The following is a 17,073-nucleotide window of genomic DNA, read 5'->3' on the forward strand; positions in this document are numbered from 1 at the left end:
GTCAGGCTTCCACGGAGAGTTCGGGGTGAACGGTACGGAAGTCGACGCCATTGGCGTACGAGCCCTTCCAACCGTGCGAGCGCCCGGTCGGCTCGCAGAAATTGAAGTAGCGGAACTGCATCGACCAGCGCGAGCGCTGGCTCGTGTTGTGGCCGGAGGCGTGCAGCACCAGGAAGTCGACCATCACCAGATCGCCCGGCTTGGTCAGCGGTTGCACGTGCGGATAGCGCGCGAGGTAGCTCGCCTCGTCCTTGATCAGCAATGCATAGGCGCCTTGCTTGCCGGCGTTGTCCGGGTCCGCGCTGAAGACGGGCAGCGGGCCTTCTACGTGCGAGCCGGGGCAGAACTCCACTGGCCCGATCTCGGGCGTGATCTCCACCAGCGGGCTCCAGAACACCACGCCGTCAAGGCTGCGCAACTGGGCGGGATATTCCTGATGCCAGTTGGCGCGAAATTTCTCTTCACGCGGGTTGTCGATGCGGATGCCGGAGCCAGCGTGCGCAATGCCCGGCAGTGCGCCGGGACGCACGATCCGAACGAGCTGCTCATGGCGCTCGTCGCCCAGCAGGCGGACAAACGCGGGGATCTGCTTGACGGCGTCGTACACCTCGGCGCCGTATTTGCGATTGGCTTGGATGACGGCCTGATAACCGTCGTCGAATCGTTCCGGCGCAAATGGTGCGCGCTCGATGTCGAGACGGTATTTGTCGATCACCAGACCGATGATGTCGTAGATCGCTAGCTGAATCGGCTCCACCTGCGACGGCGCGTAAAAGTCGCGCAGGATCAGCAGGCCGTCGCGCTGGAAGGTCTCGATCTGATCGGGGCTCAGGATGCCAGGCATGCCAGCTTCTCCTGATGTTCGCGCACGAGATCGAGCACCACGTTGCACACCGTCTCGATGTTCTCGCTCGACATGTCGTGATACGACGGCAGGTTGATGGCGCGCTCGGCAATCGCGTAGCTGTTGGGCGCGTTGTGGCGTGCAGTGGCGGCAGACGTGCCGAACAACTCGGTCTCGCTCAGCGGATAGAAGAACACGCGTGCATCGATGCCGCGGCGCGAGAACGCGGCCAGCAGGCCATCGCGCGTCATGCCCAGCGCTTCGTCAAACACCACGGTGGGCATCCAGTAGCTGTTGAGCGTGCCGGGTGCCTCGGGGTTCAGTGCAAGGCCGGCAACGCCGCCAAGGTGCGCCTGATACTCGGCAAAGATCTCGCGCTTACGTGCAACCAGTGCATCGATGCGCTCGAGCTGCGCGCAGCCGATGGCGGCCTGCACGTTGGAAATGCGGTACTTGAAACCGATGAAGTCAGACCAGAATTGTTTGCCGCCCGGCACGCGGCCATGGTTGTTCAACGTCATCACGCGGTCGTACAGCGCGCGGTCGTTCGTGACGAACATGCCGCCTTCGCCCGTCGTCATGGTCTTGGTGCCATGGAACGAGAACGTGCCGAAGATGCCTTGCGCGCCCGTTGCATGCCCGTGCCAGCGCGAGCCAATGGCTTCGGCTGCGTCTTCGATGACAGGAATGCCGTGGCGCTTGCCGATGTCCAGCAGGCGGTCCATCTCGCACAGGTTGCCGTAGAGGTGCGTGGCGATGATCGCCTTCGTGTGTGGCGTAATGGCCGCTTCCACGAGCGCCGGGTCCAGGCACCATGTGTCCGGCAGGATGTCGACAAACACCGGCGTGGCGCCCACGTAAGTGATGGGCGATGCCGTAGCGATCCAGTTCGTGTCGGCCAGGATCACCTCATCGCCGGCGCCGATACCGAGGGCTGCCAGGCCCATGTGCATGGCACCGGTGCAGCTTGATGTGGCAATGGCGTATTGCGTGCCGACAAACTCGGCAAACTGCTTTTCGAAGCGGTTGATGTAGGCGTAGCACTGGTCGCCCCAGCCGTTGCGTGCGGCGTCGGTGGCGTATTCGACTTCCAGCTCGGTGATCGACGGCTTGGAGTACAGAATCTTCTGGGTCATGGCTGTTCCTGCAGTTCAGGATTCAGGGCCCGCAACGTGATGCCCGCAAACGCGTCGGTCAGCGGCGGATGGTTGCGGTCCCGGTCGGAGCATTCGGTAATGTCGAGCGGCCAGGCGATGCCTAAGCGGCTGTCGGTCGGGTTGAGCCCGTCTTCGGCGGCTTGCGCGTATGGCGTCGAGGTCAGATACAGCAACTCGCAATCGTCTTCCAGCGCCTGGAAGCCGTGGGCGAACCCGCGCGGCACCAGCAGGCTGTTGTGGCGTTCGGCTGACAACTCCACCGCATGCCATTGCAGGAACGTTGGCGAACCCGCACGCAGGTCAACGGCCACATCGAACACACGGCCACGCACGCAGCTCACGAGTTTGATCTCGGCATGCGGCGGGTATTGAAAGTGCAGACCGCGCACGGTGCCGCGCTTGGCCGAATAGGAATGGTTGATTTGCGCGACCGGGCTGTCGAAGCCGGCGGCGGCCAGTTCCTCTGCACAGAAGAAGCGGGTGAAGTACCCGCGATGGTCACCCATGACCTTGCGGGTGATTTCAACCACGCCGGCCAGAGGTGTCGGTTGGATGGTGAAACGGCTCATGCGGCGCTCCTGGATGTGGCAGCAGACGCGACGGCGGTGAAGCGGTCGATCTGCTGGTCACAGAGCGCGCGTGCGCTCGCCGTCTTTTCATGCAGATGCCGATACCACGCGGCGGTCTGTTCCAGCGCGGTCTCGAACGGCCACGCTGTCTGCCAGCCTAGCTGCTGGCGTGCCCGGCTGGCGTCCAGATGCAGCATGCCGGCCTCGTGCTTGCCGGTGGCGGCATTGGCGTCCAGTTGCCAGATCAGCGCGGGCCAATGATGTTGCAAGCCTTGCAAGACCTGTTCGACCGTGCGCGTGGCGGCGCTGTCCGGGCCGAAGTTCCAGGCGGTGGCGCAGGCTGCGTCACCGGCCACCAGCCGTTGCGCGAGCACCAGGTAACCATGCAGGCAATCCAGAACGTGCTGCCACGGCCGCGTAGCGTGCGGCGAGCGGATGATCAGCGGGGTACCGGCACGCATCGCGCGCTCGGCATCGGGGATGAGCCGGTCTTCCGACCAGTCGCCGCCGCCGATCACATTGCCTGCGCGACCCGTGGCCAGCAGCGGGCCGTTGGCGAAAAAGGCACGCCGGTAGCTTGCGGCGACCAGTTCGGCGCAGGCCTTCGATGCGCTGTACGGGTCATGGCCGCCGAGCGCATCGGTCTCGCGATAGCCCCAGGCCCACTCGCGGTTGTCGTAGCACTTGTCGGTGGTGGCCACCACGATGGCAGCCAGGTTCGTGCAGCCGCGCGCGGCCTCCAGCACGTTCACCGTACCCATCACATTGGTGGCATAGGTGCCGGCCGGGTCGTTGTACGACGCGCGCACGAGCGGTTGCGCCGCGAGATGGAACACCACATCGGGCCGCGCTGCTGTCATCGCGGTACGCAGGGCGTCCGCATCGCGGATATCCGCCAGCGTGTGACCGGCCAATGCAGGTTCCACGTCAGCAGCCGTGAACAGATTCGGCGTTGTTTCCGGGGCCAGGCTGTAGCCGTACACTTCGGCGCCAAGCTGGCGCAGCCACAGCGCAAGCCAACTGCCCTTGAAACCGGTATGCCCGGTCAGAAAGACGCGCTTGCCAGCCCACGCACGCGGGTCGAGCGTCACCACTTTTTCCACGGTGCACTCCCCGCTTGCCAAAGGGCTTCCAGACTGTTCTTGTCGCGCAGCGTGTCCATCGGCTGCCAGAAGCCGTGGTGCTCGAACGTGTTCAGTTCGCCCATCTCGGCCAGGCGTGCCATTGGCGCGCCTTCCCACGGCGTGTCTTCGGTTGCGATGTATTCGATCACCGACGGATTGAGCACGAAGAAGCCGCCGTTGATCCAGCTGCCGCCGTCGCCGGGCGGCTTTTCAGTAAAGCCGGTCACGCGCGCGCCGTCGCGCTGGAGCATGCCGTAGCGGCCAGGCGGCTGCACGGCCGTCACGGTGGCCATCTTGCCGTGCTCGCGGTGGAAGGCGATCTTGCTGGTGATGTCGATGTCGGACACGCCGTCGCCGTAGGTGAAGCAGAACGGCTCGTTCGGGTCCAGATAGGCGGCCACGCGCTTCAGGCGCCCGCCGGTCTGGGATTGTTCGCCGGTGTCGACCAGCGTGACGCGCCAGGGCTCGGCGTGGCGCTCGTGCACGGTCACTTCGTTCTTCGACATATCGAACGTCACGTCCGACATGTGCAGGAAGTAGTTGGCGAAGTACTCCTTGATCACGTAGCCCTTGTAGCCGAGGCAGATGATGAAATCGTTGATGCCGTGGGCGGCATAGATCTTCATGATGTGCCATAGGATCGGGCGGCCACCAATCTCGATCATCGGCTTGGGCCGCAGGTGCGATTCCTCGCTGATGCGCGTGCCGAGGCCCCCGGCCAGGATGACTGTCTTCATGATTGCGTGCTCATGCGGCGGCGACAGCGCTGCGTTCCTGCATCTGCCGCGCGAGGTCGGAATATTGGTTCGACTTGATGGCCAGCGTGTCGGCCAGGGCGCGGTAGGTCAGCGCCAGGTACTTTGCGGCGGCAAAGCTGCCGCGCCCGAACACGGCGGCGTCCAGCTTGGGCTGCTCGCCAATCTCCAGGCACTTGAGGAAGGCGTTTTCCGCCATCGGCAGCCACTGTTTCTCGGCCTCGGCCGGGTGTTTTGCGGCGGCTTCAAACATCAGGTGGCCGAGCAGGTAGAAGTAGTCTGGCGAGCCGGACCATTCGTCCATCCACTCACCGGCAAGGGTGATGGCCTCGTCCAGTTGCCCGGTCCGGCTCAGGCAGGCCAGCAGGCAGATACACAAGTCGTGCCGATAGGGCGACTGCTTGGGTGCCGTCGCCACGGCGCGCCGGTAATGCGTTGCGGCCTGGGCGGCGTCGCCCTGGTTGATCTGGAAATCCTTGCCGAGCTGGTAGAGCACGTACGGATCGTCCGGGCGCGCGGCCAGCTCCAGCTGCAGCAGGGTGTGGTTGCGCCCGCGCTTCTTGTCGAGCTTGACGTCCAGGTAGCCGTCGTGGCCGATCACCAGCGGCAGGCGCACCCGTTGCAGGTCGGCATCGGGCTGCTCGTGGATACGGCCCTTGTAGCGCACGCCGCGCGGCAGCAGGCGCGCGATCCAGCTGTTGGATTGCTCCACCTTGCCCGAGACTTCAAACCCGCTGCGGATGCACACCACGCCCAGCAACGGGCCGAAGGTGCAGGCGTCGCGCAGCTCGTCCGTGCCGCTTTCAATCCATTCGTCGGCGTCCAGCACGAGGTTCCAGTCCGCATTGGCGGCGTCCAGCGCGGCATTGCGGGCGGCGGAAAAATCATCCACCCACGTGAAATGGTGCACCTGGGCACCGCACGCCTTGGCAATCGCCACGGTGTCGTCGGTCGAGCCGGTATCCAGCACGATCATGCGATCGACGTGCCGCTTGGCGCTCATCAGGCAGCGTTCGATGCAGGCGGCCTCGTCGCGGGCGATGACGACCAGCGCAAGACTGCCCCGGGCGGGCTTGGCGCGGTGTTTGGCGTGTTTGGACATGCGGCGCGAAGAAAAAGAAGCCTAGAAAAAGTGACGTCAGATCGACATGCTCATGATGCTCTGGTACGCCGAGACGAACTTGTTGCGCACCTGCACCGCGGTCTGCATGTCGATGTTGGCTTTCTGCAGCGAGAGCATCACGTCGTGCAGATCCACGTCGTTGTTGCCCATTTCGAAGCTGCGCGAAACGGATTCAGCCTTCTGCTGCGACGCGTCGACCCGGTCCAGCGACGACTTGAGCACCGCGCCGAAGTCAACGCTGACCTTGGCGCCGTCGCCAGAGGCCGCGCCGCCCGCGCCAATGCCGCCCACCGTGCTGGACGGTGCCAGCACGCTGTTCATCAGCGAGACCACTGAATTGGCGTTTGTAATATCCATGTGAAGAAAGCTCCTCTTTGCTCTGTCTTGCTTGCGGCGCCGTTGCTTAGCTGCCTGGGCCGGCTTTCTTGAGGGCTTTCCGCCCCGGCCGGTTGGTCGCTATGGCGCCACGGTGATGCAAAGGTAGCCGCCCGCCCGCGGTTCCCAAGCGCCCAAAAGAACGGGAAAAGGCCCTCTTCTTGCCGATTTGCTTGCGCACCCACTGCCGATAATGGCAACCACGGAGCCATGCCCAGACATTGGGTGAGCGCTCAAGCAACGTAGTCAGTCAGGAGATTTGGGATGCCAACGACAGCCGATTCGGTTGCTGTCGCCGACACGCTCGGTACGGTGGATATGCCGGCGGTGGGCCAGGGCGCGATGACGCGTCAGAAAGCGGGAGGTGCAGGTGCGCTGGGCGCCCTGGGCCCGCTCGGCCGTCTGTCGCCGCGTCTGCTGATGATGATCGGCGGTGCCGCGCTGGTGGCCGTCATTGCCGCCGCGATGCTGTGGAGCCGTGCTCCGGACTACCGCGTCCTGTACAGCAATGTGTCCGACAGCGACGGTGGGGCGATCATCGCTGCGCTGCAGCAAATGAACGTGCCGTATCGCTTTGCCGAAGGCGGCACCGCCATCATGGTGCCCGAGACGAGCGTGCATGAAGCCCGTCTGAAGCTCGCTTCGCAAGGTCTGCCCAAGGGTGGCCAAGCCGGTTTCGAGCTGATGGAGAACCAGAAATTCGGCACCAGCCAGTTTGCCGAGCAAGTCAATTACCAGCGCGCCCTGGAAGGCGAGCTGGCCCGCACCATCCAGGCCATGCAGGAGGTGCAGTCCGCCCGCGTGCATCTGGCCATGACCAAGCCGTCGGTGTTCGTGCGTGAGCAGGCCAAGCCCAGCGCGTCGGTGCTGCTCAAGCTGTATCCGGGCCGCATGCTTGACCGCTCGCAGGTGCAGGCCATTGGCCACCTGGTGTCGAGCAGCGTGCCGAACCTGCCGCTGGCCAACGTGACGGTGGTCGACCAATCGGGCCGCCTGCTGTCGTCGTCGTTCCAGGACACCGCCTCGGGCCTCGACCCGACGCAACTGAGCTACGTGCGCGACGTCGAGCAGGGTTATATCAAACGTATCGAAGCCATCCTGGGCCCCGTGGTGGGCGAAGACAACGTGCGTGCGCAGGTGACGGCCGACGTCGATCTGGACAACACCGAGCAGATGGCCGAGACGTATCGTCCGAACCAGGACCCGGCCAACGCAGCCGTGCGCAGCACGCACACCGCTGAAGCCACGCAGAACAAGGCCGACGCACAGGGCGGCGTGCCCGGCGCGCTGTCCAACCAACCGCCAACCGCACCGCGCATGTTGCCGACCGCACCGGCTCCGGCCTCGGCCTCGCAACCGGCCGCAACCGGCCCGAATGGTCAACCGCAACAAGCGGCGGCTGCCAACACGAGCGGTACCGCAACCAGCGGCAATTCGTCGAGCACCCGCGACACCACGACCAATTACGAAGTCGACAAGACCGTGCGCCGCACCCGCGCCGCAGTGGGCACCGTGCGCCGCCTGTCGGTGGCCGTGGTGGTCAACTACCGTGGCGACGGCAAGACCTGGAAGCCGTTGTCGCAAGCCGAGATGGCCAATCTCAACGCGCTGGTCAAGGATGCCGTGGGTTTTGACGCCAAGCGCGGCGACTCCGTGAACGTGGTCAACAGCCAATTCTCTGGCACGCTGCCGATGGCCAAGGACGACCTGCCGCTGTGGAAGCAGCCGGAGATGATCCAGTACGCCATCCAGGCCGCCAAGTATCTGGCGCTGGCAATCGGCTTCCTGATCCTGGTGTTCGCTGTGATCCGCCCGGCGATCCGCTCGATGGGCAAGAAGGCCGAGGCAGCCACGCCCACCTTCGTCGGCCGTGAAGGCGAAGATCCGAACGCTCCGATCATCACCGGTGCCGCGGCTTCGGCCGGGCCTGAGCTGGAAGGCCCGGCGGCTGCCGGCGCCGATTCCGAAGATATGCCGGACGCGCTGCCGCAACTCAAGAACAACGACTTCGAGAAGAAGCTCGAGACCATGCGCCGCGTGGCGCAGAGCAATCCGCGCGCAGTCGCGGCCGTCATCAAACAATGGGTGAGTAACGAATGAGCGCCGAAGGACTCCAACGCAGCGCCATCCTCATGATGTCGCTGGGCGAAAGCGAAGCCGCCGAAGTGCTCAAGCACCTGGGCCCGCGCGAAGTGCAGAAGCTGGGCGCCACCATGGCCGCGCTGAAGAACGTGTCGCGCGAGCGTGTGCTGGACGCCTTTGACGCGTTCTTCATCGAAGCCGAAGACCTGCCGCTGGACGTGGATTCCAACGAGTACATCCGCACCGTCTTCCGCAAGGCACTGGGCGACGACCGCGCCGCCAACATCATCGACCGCATTCTGTCGGGCGGTGACACCAGCGGCATTGAAGGCCTCAAGTGGATGGATGCATCGTCGGTGGCGGAGCTGATCCGCAACGAACACCCGCAGATCATCGCCACGATCCTGGTCCACCTGGATCGCGATCAGGCATCGGAAATCCTGACCTATTTCACCGAGCGCCTGCGCAACGACACCATCCTGCGTATCGCCACGCTCGACGGCATCCAGCCCAGCGCCCTGCGTGAGCTGAACGACGTGCTGACCAAGCTGCTGCAAGGCAACGACCATCGCAAGAAGAACGCGATGGGCGGCGTGCTCACGGCAGCGGAAATCCTCAACCTGGTGCCGAGCGCCGTGGAAAGCTCCGTCATCGAAGGCGTGCGCTCGCGCGATCCGGAACTGGCCGACGCCATCGTCGAGAAGATGTTTGTGTTCGACAACCTGATCGATCTGGACGGCCGTGCGCTGCAGACGCTGCTGCGTGAGATCAGCCAGGACGTTCTGGTGGTGGCCCTCAAGGGCGCCAAGCAGGAGTTCCGCGACAAGGTGTTCGCCAACATGTCGCAGCGTGCCGGCACGATGCTCAAGGAAGAGCTGGAAGTGCTCGGCCCGGTCAAGGTGTCGGAAGTCGAAGCGCAACAAAAGGAAATCCTGGTCGTTGCGCGCCGCCTGGCCGACGAAGGCGAGATCACGATCGGCCGCAAGGCGGAGGACGCTTATGTCTGACCGCACTGGTTGCCATGTTGTGACGGAGCGCTGAGATGCCGCGCCCGCCGATCATCCCGCGCGATACGCTGGTCAACTGCCAGCCGTGGGAGCCGACCGACTTCGAGCGACAGGCAGCGCTGGCCGCCGCTGCAGCCGCGCCGCCCCCGCCGCCGCCCGAGCCTGAAGAGCCGCCGATTTCCGAAGAGGAATGGCAGGCCGCGCTTGACGCGGAGCTTGCCACCGCTCGCGACGAAGGCCGCCGCGATGGCTTTGCGCAAGGCTTTCAGGATGGCTTTGAACAAGGCCGCCGCCAGGGTGAGGAAGACTCAAAGCACATCGCCACGCTGATGCAATCCGTGCGCGATGCGATCGACCAACTGAACGGCAGCGTTGCCGAAGAGCTGGTCGATCTGGCGCTGCAACTGGCGCAGCAGTTTCTGCGCGGCGCGCTGCATGCGCAGCCCGAACGCATCCTGCCGCTGATTCGCGAAGTGCTGGGCGACGCGCCCACCGCACCGGCGCCCGCCATGCTGCGCGTGCATGCCGATGATGCAGAGCTGATCCGCCAGATGCTGGGCACTGAGCTGGCCGCCGCCGGCTGGACGCTCATCGTCGATGCAGCCATCGAGCGCGGCGGCTGCCGCGTGCAGACCCGCTTTGGCGAAACCGATGCCACGCTGCAAACCCGTTGGGCCGAACTGACCCGCGCGCTGGGCCGCGATACGGCATGGCTTGCCAGCGAGCGCGCGGAAGCCGAACGCGTGGCAGGGGGCGCACTCCATGTCGCCTGAGACCATGCAGCCGGCAGCGCAGAACACCGCCAACAACCCCAACGTGCGCATGTGGCAAACCCACCTGCAGCAGACCGCGCTGCGTGCGCGTCTGGCACGCCCGGTGGTGACGTGCGGCAAGCTCACGCGTGTGGCCGGCCTGGTCATGGAAGCCGTGGGCCTGAAGCTACCGGTGGGCAGCGCCTGTCGCGTGGAACTGCCGCACGGCCGGCACGTGCTGGCCGAAGTGGTGGGCTTTGCCGAAGAGCGCGCCTTCCTGATGCCGCAAACGGATCTGGTGGGCGTGGTGCCCGGCGCGCGCGTGTTTCCGCTGGAGCCGCAACGCCTGCCGGTGACGAGCGAAGACGGCGCCAACCCGACGATTTCACACAGCAAGTTCCTGCCCGTGGGTCCGCGCCTGCTGGGCCGTGTGGTGGACGCCAACGGCGAGCCACTCGACGGCAAGGGGCCGCTGGGCGCGCATGAAGACCTGGCCTGGGGCACATTGAACCCGGCACCGCTGAACCCGCTCAAGCGCAAGCCGATCGAGCATGTGCTCGACGTGGGCGTGCGCGCCATCAACGGTCTGCTGACCGTCGGCCAGGGCCAGCGTCTGGGTCTGTTCGCCGGCTCCGGCGTGGGTAAGAGCGTGTTGCTGGGCATGATGGCCCGCTACACCGAAGCCGACGTGGTGGTGGTGGGGCTGATCGGCGAGCGCGGCCGCGAAGTGAAGGAATTCATCGACGAGATTCTTGGCGACGAAGGCATGGCACGCTCGACCGTGGTGGCCGCGCCGGCCGACACCTCGCCATTGATGCGCCTGCAGGGCGCCGCTTACGCCCACACCATTGCCGAGTACTTCCGCGACCGCGGCTGCAACGTGCTGCTGATCGTCGATTCACTCACGCGCTATGCCATGGCGCAGCGTGAGATCGCCCTGGCCATCGGCGAACCGCCGGCCACGAAGGGCTATCCGCCCTCGGCGTTTGCCAAGCTGCCCGCGCTGGTCGAGCGTGCCGGTAACGGCATGGTGGATGCCAACGGGCGCGGCGGCTCCATCACCGCGTTTTACACCGTGCTGGCCGAAGGCGATGACCAGCAGGATCCGATTGCCGATGCGGCGCGTGCCATTCTGGACGGTCACTTCGTGCTTTCGCGCAAGCTGGCCGAGCAGGGCCACTACCCCGCCATCGATATCGAACAGTCGATCAGCCGCGTGATGTCGGCCATCGTGCCGCGCGAGCAGCTCGACACGGCCCGCCGCTTCAAGCAGCTCTATGCCCGCTACCAGCGCAACCGAGACCTGATTGCCGTGGGCGCTTACGCGCGTGGCAGCGACCCGGTGACCGACCAGGCCATCGCGCGCTACCCCGACATGGAAGCGTTCCTGCAGCAGGGCATGTTCGAAAACGAAAGCCGCGAGCACACGCTGGAGAAGATGCAGGGAGTGCTCGCGTGATGTGCTCGCTTAACACTGTGAAACCGCAGGCGTTGCGCAAGCCGGAGGCTAAAGCCGCCGGGTTTGCGTCCGATGGGTTGATGTAACGGGAAGCTGGAGGGTCTACCGATGACCACCATGAACAAGCCGTTCCGCCTCGAAACTGTGCTGGAACTGGCCCAGAAGGACACCGAGAAAGCCACGCAGGAAGTCGGCCGCCTGATGAACACGCGCGAGGCTGCCACGCAAAAGCTGGCGCTGCTGTCCGACTACCGCAACAACTACCACCAGCAGATGCTGAGCACCGCCGAAGGCGGCATGGACATCACGCGCCTGCGCAACTACGCGGCCTTTATCGACCGCCTGGGCAATGCCGTGCATCAGCAGAAGGGCACCATCAACTCGCTGGAGCAGCAGCTTGCAATGAGCCGTGCCAACTGGCTGGAAAAGCAGCGCCGCGAGCAGTCGTTCGACATCCTGCGCCAGCGCCATATTGAAGAGCAGCGCCTGGACGAAGAACGCCGTGCCCAGCGCGACAACGATGAACACGCCGCCAAGGTGATCCGCATGCGTGCGGCGCAGGGCGGCAATTGAAGACCAACGCGAACACGCAGTCGCAAGATGGAGTCAACGTGGGCTTGAGTGCCACCCCCAATGCCGCCGCCAAGGACCTGGGCGCCATGCTGTCGGCCGGCAACACTGCCGCCGCCGATAAGACACAGGCCTCCTCGTCGGGCACCGATACCTTCGGCAACCTGTTGTCGGACCGACTGGCCCAGGACGCCGCGCGCCGTCGCGCCGATGCGCAATCCGCCGCCGACGATGCCGGCCGCCGTGCCGATATCGCCCGCAAGGACGTCGCACGCAACGGCGCCGCGCGCAACGATCAGGATGCCAATCCGGCCGATGCCAACACGCCGGCGCAGGCCAATACCACGCCGGCCAGCAGCACCGCCGATACGGCCAGCGCCAAGCCGGCGCTGCCTGCCGCCAAGGATCTCGATACCGCGGCGCAGCAGGCCGTGGTTGACCCGGCTGCACAACTGGCTGCCCAGATCGAGGCCGCACGCCAGGCCGCGCAGCAGGCCGCAGTTGCGCAACAACCGGTTGCCCGGCCCGCTGCCCAATCGAATACCAACGCCGATGCCGACGCGACGACGCCGGTCGCGAGCAAATCGTCCGCAAATGACGCCGCCGCACTGGCCGCCGCAAATGCTGCAGCCAACGGGACGCAGGGCGCCGCTGACCCGGCCACGACGGCACAAGCCGGCCAAGCCGGATTGCCCGCCGCCAAGGACGCCAAAGCCAACGCCGCAAACACGCCGACGCCGCCCGCCACCGCGCTGCCCGACAGCGGCACGCTGGCCCAGACCATGGCCCGCACGCGCGCCGTTGCCGACAACACGCCGGCCACCGTGCGCCAACTCGGCAGCACGTCGTCTGCACAGGGCACCAATGCCGACCGCGGCCTGCCGCGCCGCACCGACCTGAACGCACACAGCACTGTCGCGCAACCGGCAACCGCCGCCGTGACCGATGCCACCAGCCACGCCAGCAATGGCGGTAACAGCGGCAATACGGACAACGCTGGCACGCAAGCCAATGCGCAGGGCAACGGTATGCAGTTCCAGGGCGTGCTGTCGCGTGCCAATGGCGACGCCGGCATGGCCGCACCGACCTTTGCGGTGGGCAGCGCCAACGCAGGCGCAACGGCAGGGGCATCGATCACGCCGCAGCAAGTCCACACGCTGCCCACCTTTGGCGATGCTGCATGGCCGCAGAGCATGGCCAGCCAGCTCGCGTTCATGCAGGTGCATCGCCAATCGTCAGCCGAGCTGCAGTTGAACCCGGCCGACCTGGGCGGCATGCACGTCAAGCTGGAAGTGGACAACGGCGCCGTCAACGCAAGCTTTGTCTGCCAGCACCAGGCCGTGGCCGAACTCGTTCAGGACGCCATGCCGCGCCTGCGCGACGCCATGCAGCAAGGCGGGATGCAGCTTGCGCAAACGTCCGTCAGCACGGGTGACTTCAGCCAGCAGCAGAGCGCATCGCAAGGCTCGTCGGCGCAAAACCAAGGCAGCGGTTCGGGCAACGGGGGCAGCGGCAGCCGCTATGGCAGCGGCGGCTCGCAAGACCGCGCCGATACGTCGACGGTGGCGCCGCGCCGTGTTTCCAGCCACGAAGGCGCGATCGATACATTCGCGTGACGATTACCGGCGGTGCCTAAAGTTTGATGCCAGCCGGCCGTTAGTACGCAGGAGTGCCATGCATAAATGGCCAGCCGCAAGGCAACGAAAGAAGGACGGGAAATAACAACGCGAGCACGCCGCGCATACGTTTGATGCGGCAGCGTTGCAAATGAATAACAAGGGGGTCAAGTCCGACTGGCGAAGAAGGGATCAAACGGGGATCATTTCGCCACATCCGTCCACGGGCGGATGCACACGGACCGATGCGGGGTGTCCGAGCCGGGGGGCTGGCGCACCGCATGTTTGCCGTACTTACGGGAGAGCGCACCGCGAGGTGCGCTTTTTGTTTTTGTGTGCGGGCTTCGTCGTTGAGCCGCTACGTGGAGAAGCCTCAGGCGCCCGCCTCGGCCGTTGCCAGTGTGGCGGGCGTGACCGACACCACGTGCTCTACGCCGTAGCCGCGTGCCACCCACGCATCGATACCGCCATGCAGCGGACGCACGCGCTTGAAGCCACGTCCCATCAGCGTGCGCGCCAGCATCACGGCAGACGCCTCGTTGGGGCAGGCGCAGTAGATGATGATCTCGCGGTCGGGGCCATCAATCTCGATCGCGCGGTGGCTGGCGGACATGTCGTACAGCATCGCCCCCGGAATGCGTTGCGGCTGCAGCATGCGCGAGCTGTCGGCGCGCACGTCGATGATGACGGGGGCCGCGCCTGATTCGATGAGTGCGTGCAGCTCATCGGGCGAAATGCGCGCCAACTCCAGCATCTTGCGAAAGCGCCAGCGCTGCAGCCAGCGCGCTGCCACATACACCGCTGCAAGCAACGCGATCAGCAGTACGGCACGCGTGCCGAGCTGGTCGAGCTGGCGCAGCGCCTGGTCGATGCTGTCATGCGCCACGCGGCCCAGCATCAGCCAGAGCGTTGCCCAAGCTGCCGAGCCCACGAGGTTGTACAGCGCGAACGTGCTGAACGGCGTGCGCATTGTGCCCAGCAGCGCAGACGACACCGTCGACAAACCCGGAACGAACTTCGCAATCAGCAGCATCGGCGCGCCCCAGCGTTCGAACTGCGTGCGCGTGCGCCGTACACAGGAATCGGGCGACAGCGAGACGCGGCACAGCAGTGCCATGACGTGCCGGCCATAGCGCTTGCCTGCGAAGTACCACAGGCCGTCGCCCAGGAGTGCGCCTGACACGGCGGCGGGCGCCAGCTCCATCAGGTAGAGCGGTCCATGGAACGTGAGCGCGCCGGCCACCAGCAGCGTCGGCACGGCCGGCAGCGGTGCACCGGCTTGCGTCAGCAGCACATTGAGGAACACGGCAAACGCGCCGTATTCGGCGATCAGGGGAAACAGGTCATGCATGGCAGGAGGGGCGCGGCGGGGGGCGAAAGCGTCCGCCAAGTTACCGCATTCCGGCGCCGCCCGATAGCCATGTCACCGGAATGCGCTCGGTGATATGGGGTTCGTGTGGAATTGGCGTGACAATGAACGCTTCATACCGCTTCTGAATCCTGTCGCCATGTCTTCTGCAATGCCCATCGACGCTGCCCCTTCCGTGCATGAATCTGGTGCCATCGCCATTCGTCCGGCTACCGTGGCGGATTTGCCGACCATCGTCGGCATCTACGCACATCACGTGCAGACCGGCACCGCCAGCTTTGAGATCGACGCCCCCGATCTGGCCGAGATGACGCGCCGCTTTCACGTACTGCAGGATGCCGGCATGCCCTACGTTGTGGCCGAAGCCGGCGGTGTGCTGCTCGGCTACGCGTATGCCGGCCCGCATCGTGCTCGGCCCGCATATCGCCATACGGTGGAAGACTCCATCTATCTTGACACTGCAGCGCAAGGGCGGGGCGTTGGGACGTTGCTGCTGGAGGCGCTCATCCGGGAATGCCAGACGCGCGGTTTCAAGCAGATGGTGGCGGTGGTGGGCGGCGGCCGCGAAAACCCGGGATCAGCCAAGTTGCACGCGCGCTGCGGGTTTCGGGAAGTGGGCGTGCTGGAGGCGGTGGGCTACAAGTTTGGACGCTGGCTGGATTGTTTGCTGATGCAGCGAGTCTTGTGAGGTGAGGGCGCTAGCTGAACCCATCAAAGAGGTTCAGCGAAAAACCAAAGTAGTCGAGAAGGCCAGCGTTGACTCCTCCGGAACGCATCACAGTTTTGAGCCCAATTCAGAGGCTATTGGTCACTGCGCTCAATCGATGATGTCGGCGCAGGCGTCAGTGGGCGCGGCCGCCACATGCCCGACCAGCGGCACCATCTTCAGGCCCGCAGATGCCACGCGGCACGGCGCGGCCACTACGCCGCAGCCCGAAAGGAGAGCAACACCAAGCAAGGACACAGCGAGCAGAAGGCGTTTCATCGTGGGTGGGTTTGAAAGCGAATGCCGGGCAGTGTGACACAGAGTCATTCGCCAACCTGTGCGCGTTTGTATCGGGAAATGACAATCTGTGCGGGTCTCAAAACCATGATGCGATGCATCAGAGCGCAACAATAAAATCCGTTCGAAAGCCGTACAACGCTGACTTTGGGTGAAAAAGTCACATTCTTTGTTTGCGCAAATTTTCCTGCCAGCCTTTTCTCCAGGCCGCAAAGCCACTGTTGATGCGGGTTTTCCCGTAATTTCACATATCGCAACAATAAATTGTCTGTCGCGACATTTATTGTCTGAACAGCCTCGCCTACGATGACTCCATCGAATGCGGCGCCGCAGCGAAAAAGAAGATCCAGGAAATGCCCGGATCACCTGCCTGACGCGCTGCGCCCATCTGGAGAAGACATCATGAAAGCCCAACGCACCCTGATCGCTGCCTTGATCGCCCTGGCAAGCGTGCCGGCACTGGCCGCAGCCAAGTTTGACGTGTACACGCAAGGTGCTGCGCAAATCAGCCAACGCTTCGACGTGTACTCGGACGGCGCCAAGGCTGGCGACAAGTTCGACCCGTACACCCAAGGCGCCAAGGCCGGCAGCAAGTTTGATCCGTACACCGAAGGCGCACTGGCCCGTGCCGGCAAGTTCGATACCTATACCGAAGGCGCCAAGGCCGGCAGCAAGTTTGATCCGTACACCGAAGGCGCACTGGCCCGTGCCGGCAAGTTCGATACCTACACCGAAGGCGCCAAGGCTGGCAGCAAGTTCGACCCGTACACCGAAGGCGCCGTGGCCTGAGCCTGGTTCCTCCCGCAAAGACGCCCGCACACTGCGGGCGTTTTTGTTTGTGTCACCGGGAAGCGCGATGATTGCGAACCGAGTTGCCATTGCGGCGTCTCACTGTCATCGCAACCAGGAAGCCATGATGATTCGTTTCCGTCGTCCGCCCCGCTCCCTTCTGTGCTTTACGCTGGCCGCGGTCGCCATGCTGGCCGGCTGTGCGACCGTAACGCCGGGCCCATTCCAGATCACTGTGCGCGATGCCGACGACACGGTGTTGGAGCAATTCCAGTTCCAGGCCGGCTCGCAGGGGTCGCTGGAGACCGCCATGATCGGCATGTGCCGCGTGTATCCGGAAGCCACCGTCATCGCAGAGCAGCTCTCAACGCACGAGCGCCTGCAGGAACGCTGCAAGCGTTCGTTTGCTTCGATGCTCTCGCCGTCCTGATGCTGCGCTGAAGCGGCTACCATGTCGCCTCATCGGCTGGCGTTGCCGG

The 17,073-nt window shown here is 64.8% G+C and carries 18 protein-coding genes; 9 read left to right on the forward strand and 9 right to left on the reverse strand.

Annotated elements, in window-relative coordinates:
• Position 1 precedes the first annotated feature (1 nt).
• The 7 genes from DOD19_RS19145 to fliE are packed head-to-tail and all read right to left on the reverse strand — an operon-like array spanning position 2 to position 5,929.
• The gene (locus tag DOD19_RS19145; RefSeq protein ID WP_112187342.1) at positions 2–844 is read right to left on the reverse strand and encodes a phytanoyl-CoA dioxygenase family protein; all 843 of its coding nucleotides are present in this window, start codon (positions 842–844) and stop codon (positions 2–4) included.
• Complete coding sequence (locus tag DOD19_RS19150; protein WP_112187345.1) at positions 829–1,980, reverse strand: DegT/DnrJ/EryC1/StrS family aminotransferase; 1,152 nt, start codon at positions 1,978–1,980, stop codon at positions 829–831. Before DOD19_RS19150 ends, DOD19_RS19145 begins: the two co-directional genes overlap by 16 nt.
• The gene (rfbC, locus tag DOD19_RS19155; protein WP_112187347.1) at positions 1,977–2,570 is read right to left on the reverse strand and encodes a dTDP-4-dehydrorhamnose 3,5-epimerase; all 594 of its coding nucleotides are present in this window, start codon (positions 2,568–2,570) and stop codon (positions 1,977–1,979) included. The genes DOD19_RS19150 and rfbC overlap by 4 nt, the downstream gene beginning before the upstream one ends.
• On the reverse strand, positions 2,567–3,673 hold the full coding sequence (rfbG, locus tag DOD19_RS19160) for a CDP-glucose 4,6-dehydratase (protein WP_112187350.1): 1,107 nt from the start codon (positions 3,671–3,673) through the stop codon (positions 2,567–2,569). The genes rfbC and rfbG overlap by 4 nt, the downstream gene beginning before the upstream one ends.
• Positions 3,658–4,431: a glucose-1-phosphate cytidylyltransferase gene (gene rfbF, locus DOD19_RS19165; protein ID WP_024977619.1), complete on the reverse strand. Its 774-nt coding sequence runs from the start codon at positions 4,429–4,431 to the stop codon at positions 3,658–3,660. Before rfbF ends, rfbG begins: the two co-directional genes overlap by 16 nt.
• 10 nt (positions 4,432–4,441) lie before the next feature.
• Positions 4,442–5,551: a glycosyltransferase family 2 protein gene (locus tag DOD19_RS19170; RefSeq protein ID WP_112187352.1), complete on the reverse strand. Its 1,110-nt coding sequence runs from the start codon at positions 5,549–5,551 to the stop codon at positions 4,442–4,444.
• 36 nt (positions 5,552–5,587) lie between these two features.
• A complete protein-coding gene (fliE, locus tag DOD19_RS19175; RefSeq protein ID WP_024977621.1) occupies positions 5,588–5,929 on the reverse strand; it encodes a flagellar hook-basal body complex protein FliE in 342 nt (113 codons plus the stop codon).
• 282 nt (positions 5,930–6,211) lie between these two features.
• Between fliE and fliF the strand changes: the two genes are divergently transcribed.
• From fliF to DOD19_RS19205, 6 genes are all read left to right on the forward strand, one after another.
• Positions 6,212–8,047, forward strand: a complete 1,836-nt coding sequence (gene fliF, locus DOD19_RS19180) for a flagellar basal-body MS-ring/collar protein FliF (protein WP_112187354.1) — start codon at positions 6,212–6,214, stop codon at positions 8,045–8,047.
• The gene (fliG, locus tag DOD19_RS19185; protein WP_024977623.1) at positions 8,044–9,036 is read left to right on the forward strand and encodes a flagellar motor switch protein FliG; all 993 of its coding nucleotides are present in this window, start codon (positions 8,044–8,046) and stop codon (positions 9,034–9,036) included. The genes fliF and fliG overlap by 4 nt, the downstream gene beginning before the upstream one ends.
• A gap of 35 nt (positions 9,037–9,071) precedes the next feature.
• Complete coding sequence (gene fliH, locus DOD19_RS19190; RefSeq protein WP_024977624.1) at positions 9,072–9,809, forward strand: flagellar assembly protein FliH; 738 nt, start codon at positions 9,072–9,074, stop codon at positions 9,807–9,809.
• Positions 9,799–11,247 (forward strand): flagellar protein export ATPase FliI, encoded by a 1,449-nt coding sequence (fliI, locus tag DOD19_RS19195; RefSeq protein ID WP_112187356.1) that lies wholly within the window; start codon positions 9,799–9,801, stop codon positions 11,245–11,247. The genes fliH and fliI overlap by 11 nt, the downstream gene beginning before the upstream one ends.
• 108 nt (positions 11,248–11,355) lie before the next feature.
• A complete protein-coding gene (fliJ, locus tag DOD19_RS19200; RefSeq protein WP_024977626.1) occupies positions 11,356–11,820 on the forward strand; it encodes a flagellar export protein FliJ in 465 nt (154 codons plus the stop codon).
• Positions 11,821–11,858: 38 nt separating this feature from the next.
• Positions 11,859–13,433: a flagellar hook-length control protein FliK gene (locus DOD19_RS19205; RefSeq protein WP_112187557.1), complete on the forward strand. Its 1,575-nt coding sequence runs from the start codon at positions 11,859–11,861 to the stop codon at positions 13,431–13,433.
• Positions 13,434–13,806: 373 nt separating this feature from the next.
• Here the strand turns inward: DOD19_RS19205 and DOD19_RS19210 are convergent, their stop codons facing one another.
• The gene (locus DOD19_RS19210) at positions 13,807–14,784 is read right to left on the reverse strand and encodes a DedA family protein/thiosulfate sulfurtransferase GlpE (RefSeq protein ID WP_112187358.1); all 978 of its coding nucleotides are present in this window, start codon (positions 14,782–14,784) and stop codon (positions 13,807–13,809) included.
• A 157-nt stretch (positions 14,785–14,941) separates the two neighbouring features.
• On the opposite strand from DOD19_RS19210, the gene DOD19_RS19215 reads away from it, so the two are divergent.
• Complete coding sequence (locus DOD19_RS19215) at positions 14,942–15,490, forward strand: GNAT family N-acetyltransferase (RefSeq protein WP_239498044.1); 549 nt, start codon at positions 14,942–14,944, stop codon at positions 15,488–15,490.
• Positions 15,491–15,619: 129 nt separating this feature from the next.
• On the opposite strand, the gene DOD19_RS27750 is transcribed toward DOD19_RS19215, so the two are convergent.
• Positions 15,620–15,787, reverse strand: coding sequence for a DUF6726 family protein (locus tag DOD19_RS27750; protein WP_200869051.1), 168 nt, complete (start codon positions 15,785–15,787; stop codon positions 15,620–15,622).
• Positions 15,788–16,207: 420 nt separating this feature from the next.
• On the opposite strand from DOD19_RS27750, the gene DOD19_RS19220 reads away from it, so the two are divergent.
• A complete protein-coding gene (locus DOD19_RS19220) occupies positions 16,208–16,594 on the forward strand; it encodes a hypothetical protein (protein ID WP_112187360.1) in 387 nt (128 codons plus the stop codon).
• Positions 16,595–16,721: 127 nt separating this feature from the next.
• Complete coding sequence (locus tag DOD19_RS19225) at positions 16,722–17,024, forward strand: hypothetical protein (RefSeq protein ID WP_024977630.1); 303 nt, start codon at positions 16,722–16,724, stop codon at positions 17,022–17,024.
• Positions 17,025–17,073: the final 49 nt, after the last annotated feature.

This window comes from Ralstonia sp. GX3-BWBA (genome assembly GCF_003290055.1).
Lineage (GTDB): Bacteria > Pseudomonadota > Gammaproteobacteria > Burkholderiales > Burkholderiaceae > Ralstonia > Ralstonia holmesii.

What these genes read in the sequence shown, in the direction of transcription:
- fliE (WP_024977621.1), bottom strand. Translation starts at nt 5,929, where the DNA reads ATGGATATTACAAACGCCAATTCAGTGGTCTCGCTGATGAACAGCGTG.
- rfbF (WP_024977619.1), bottom strand. Translation starts at nt 4,431, where the DNA reads ATGAAGACAGTCATCCTGGCCGGGGGCCTCGGCACGCGCATCAGCGAG.
- DOD19_RS19150 (WP_112187345.1), bottom strand. Translation starts at nt 1,980, where the DNA reads ATGACCCAGAAGATTCTGTACTCCAAGCCGTCGATCACCGAGCTGGAA.
- fliI (WP_112187356.1), top strand. Translation starts at nt 9,799, where the DNA reads ATGTCGCCTGAGACCATGCAGCCGGCAGCGCAGAACACCGCCAACAAC.
- DOD19_RS19215 (WP_239498044.1), top strand. Translation starts at nt 14,942, where the DNA reads ATGTCTTCTGCAATGCCCATCGACGCTGCCCCTTCCGTGCATGAATCT.
- DOD19_RS27750 (WP_200869051.1), bottom strand. Translation starts at nt 15,787, where the DNA reads ATGAAACGCCTTCTGCTCGCTGTGTCCTTGCTTGGTGTTGCTCTCCTT.
- DOD19_RS19145 (WP_112187342.1), bottom strand. Translation starts at nt 844, where the DNA reads ATGCCTGGCATCCTGAGCCCCGATCAGATCGAGACCTTCCAGCGCGAC.
- DOD19_RS19210 (WP_112187358.1), bottom strand. Translation starts at nt 14,784, where the DNA reads ATGCATGACCTGTTTCCCCTGATCGCCGAATACGGCGCGTTTGCCGTG.
- fliH (WP_024977624.1), top strand. Translation starts at nt 9,072, where the DNA reads ATGCCGCGCCCGCCGATCATCCCGCGCGATACGCTGGTCAACTGCCAG.
- fliF (WP_112187354.1), top strand. Translation starts at nt 6,212, where the DNA reads ATGCCAACGACAGCCGATTCGGTTGCTGTCGCCGACACGCTCGGTACG.
- DOD19_RS19225 (WP_024977630.1), top strand. Translation starts at nt 16,722, where the DNA reads ATGATTCGTTTCCGTCGTCCGCCCCGCTCCCTTCTGTGCTTTACGCTG.
- fliJ (WP_024977626.1), top strand. Translation starts at nt 11,356, where the DNA reads ATGACCACCATGAACAAGCCGTTCCGCCTCGAAACTGTGCTGGAACTG.
- DOD19_RS19220 (WP_112187360.1), top strand. Translation starts at nt 16,208, where the DNA reads ATGAAAGCCCAACGCACCCTGATCGCTGCCTTGATCGCCCTGGCAAGC.
- DOD19_RS19170 (WP_112187352.1), bottom strand. Translation starts at nt 5,551, where the DNA reads ATGTCCAAACACGCCAAACACCGCGCCAAGCCCGCCCGGGGCAGTCTT.
- rfbC (WP_112187347.1), bottom strand. Translation starts at nt 2,570, where the DNA reads ATGAGCCGTTTCACCATCCAACCGACACCTCTGGCCGGCGTGGTTGAA.
- fliG (WP_024977623.1), top strand. Translation starts at nt 8,044, where the DNA reads ATGAGCGCCGAAGGACTCCAACGCAGCGCCATCCTCATGATGTCGCTG.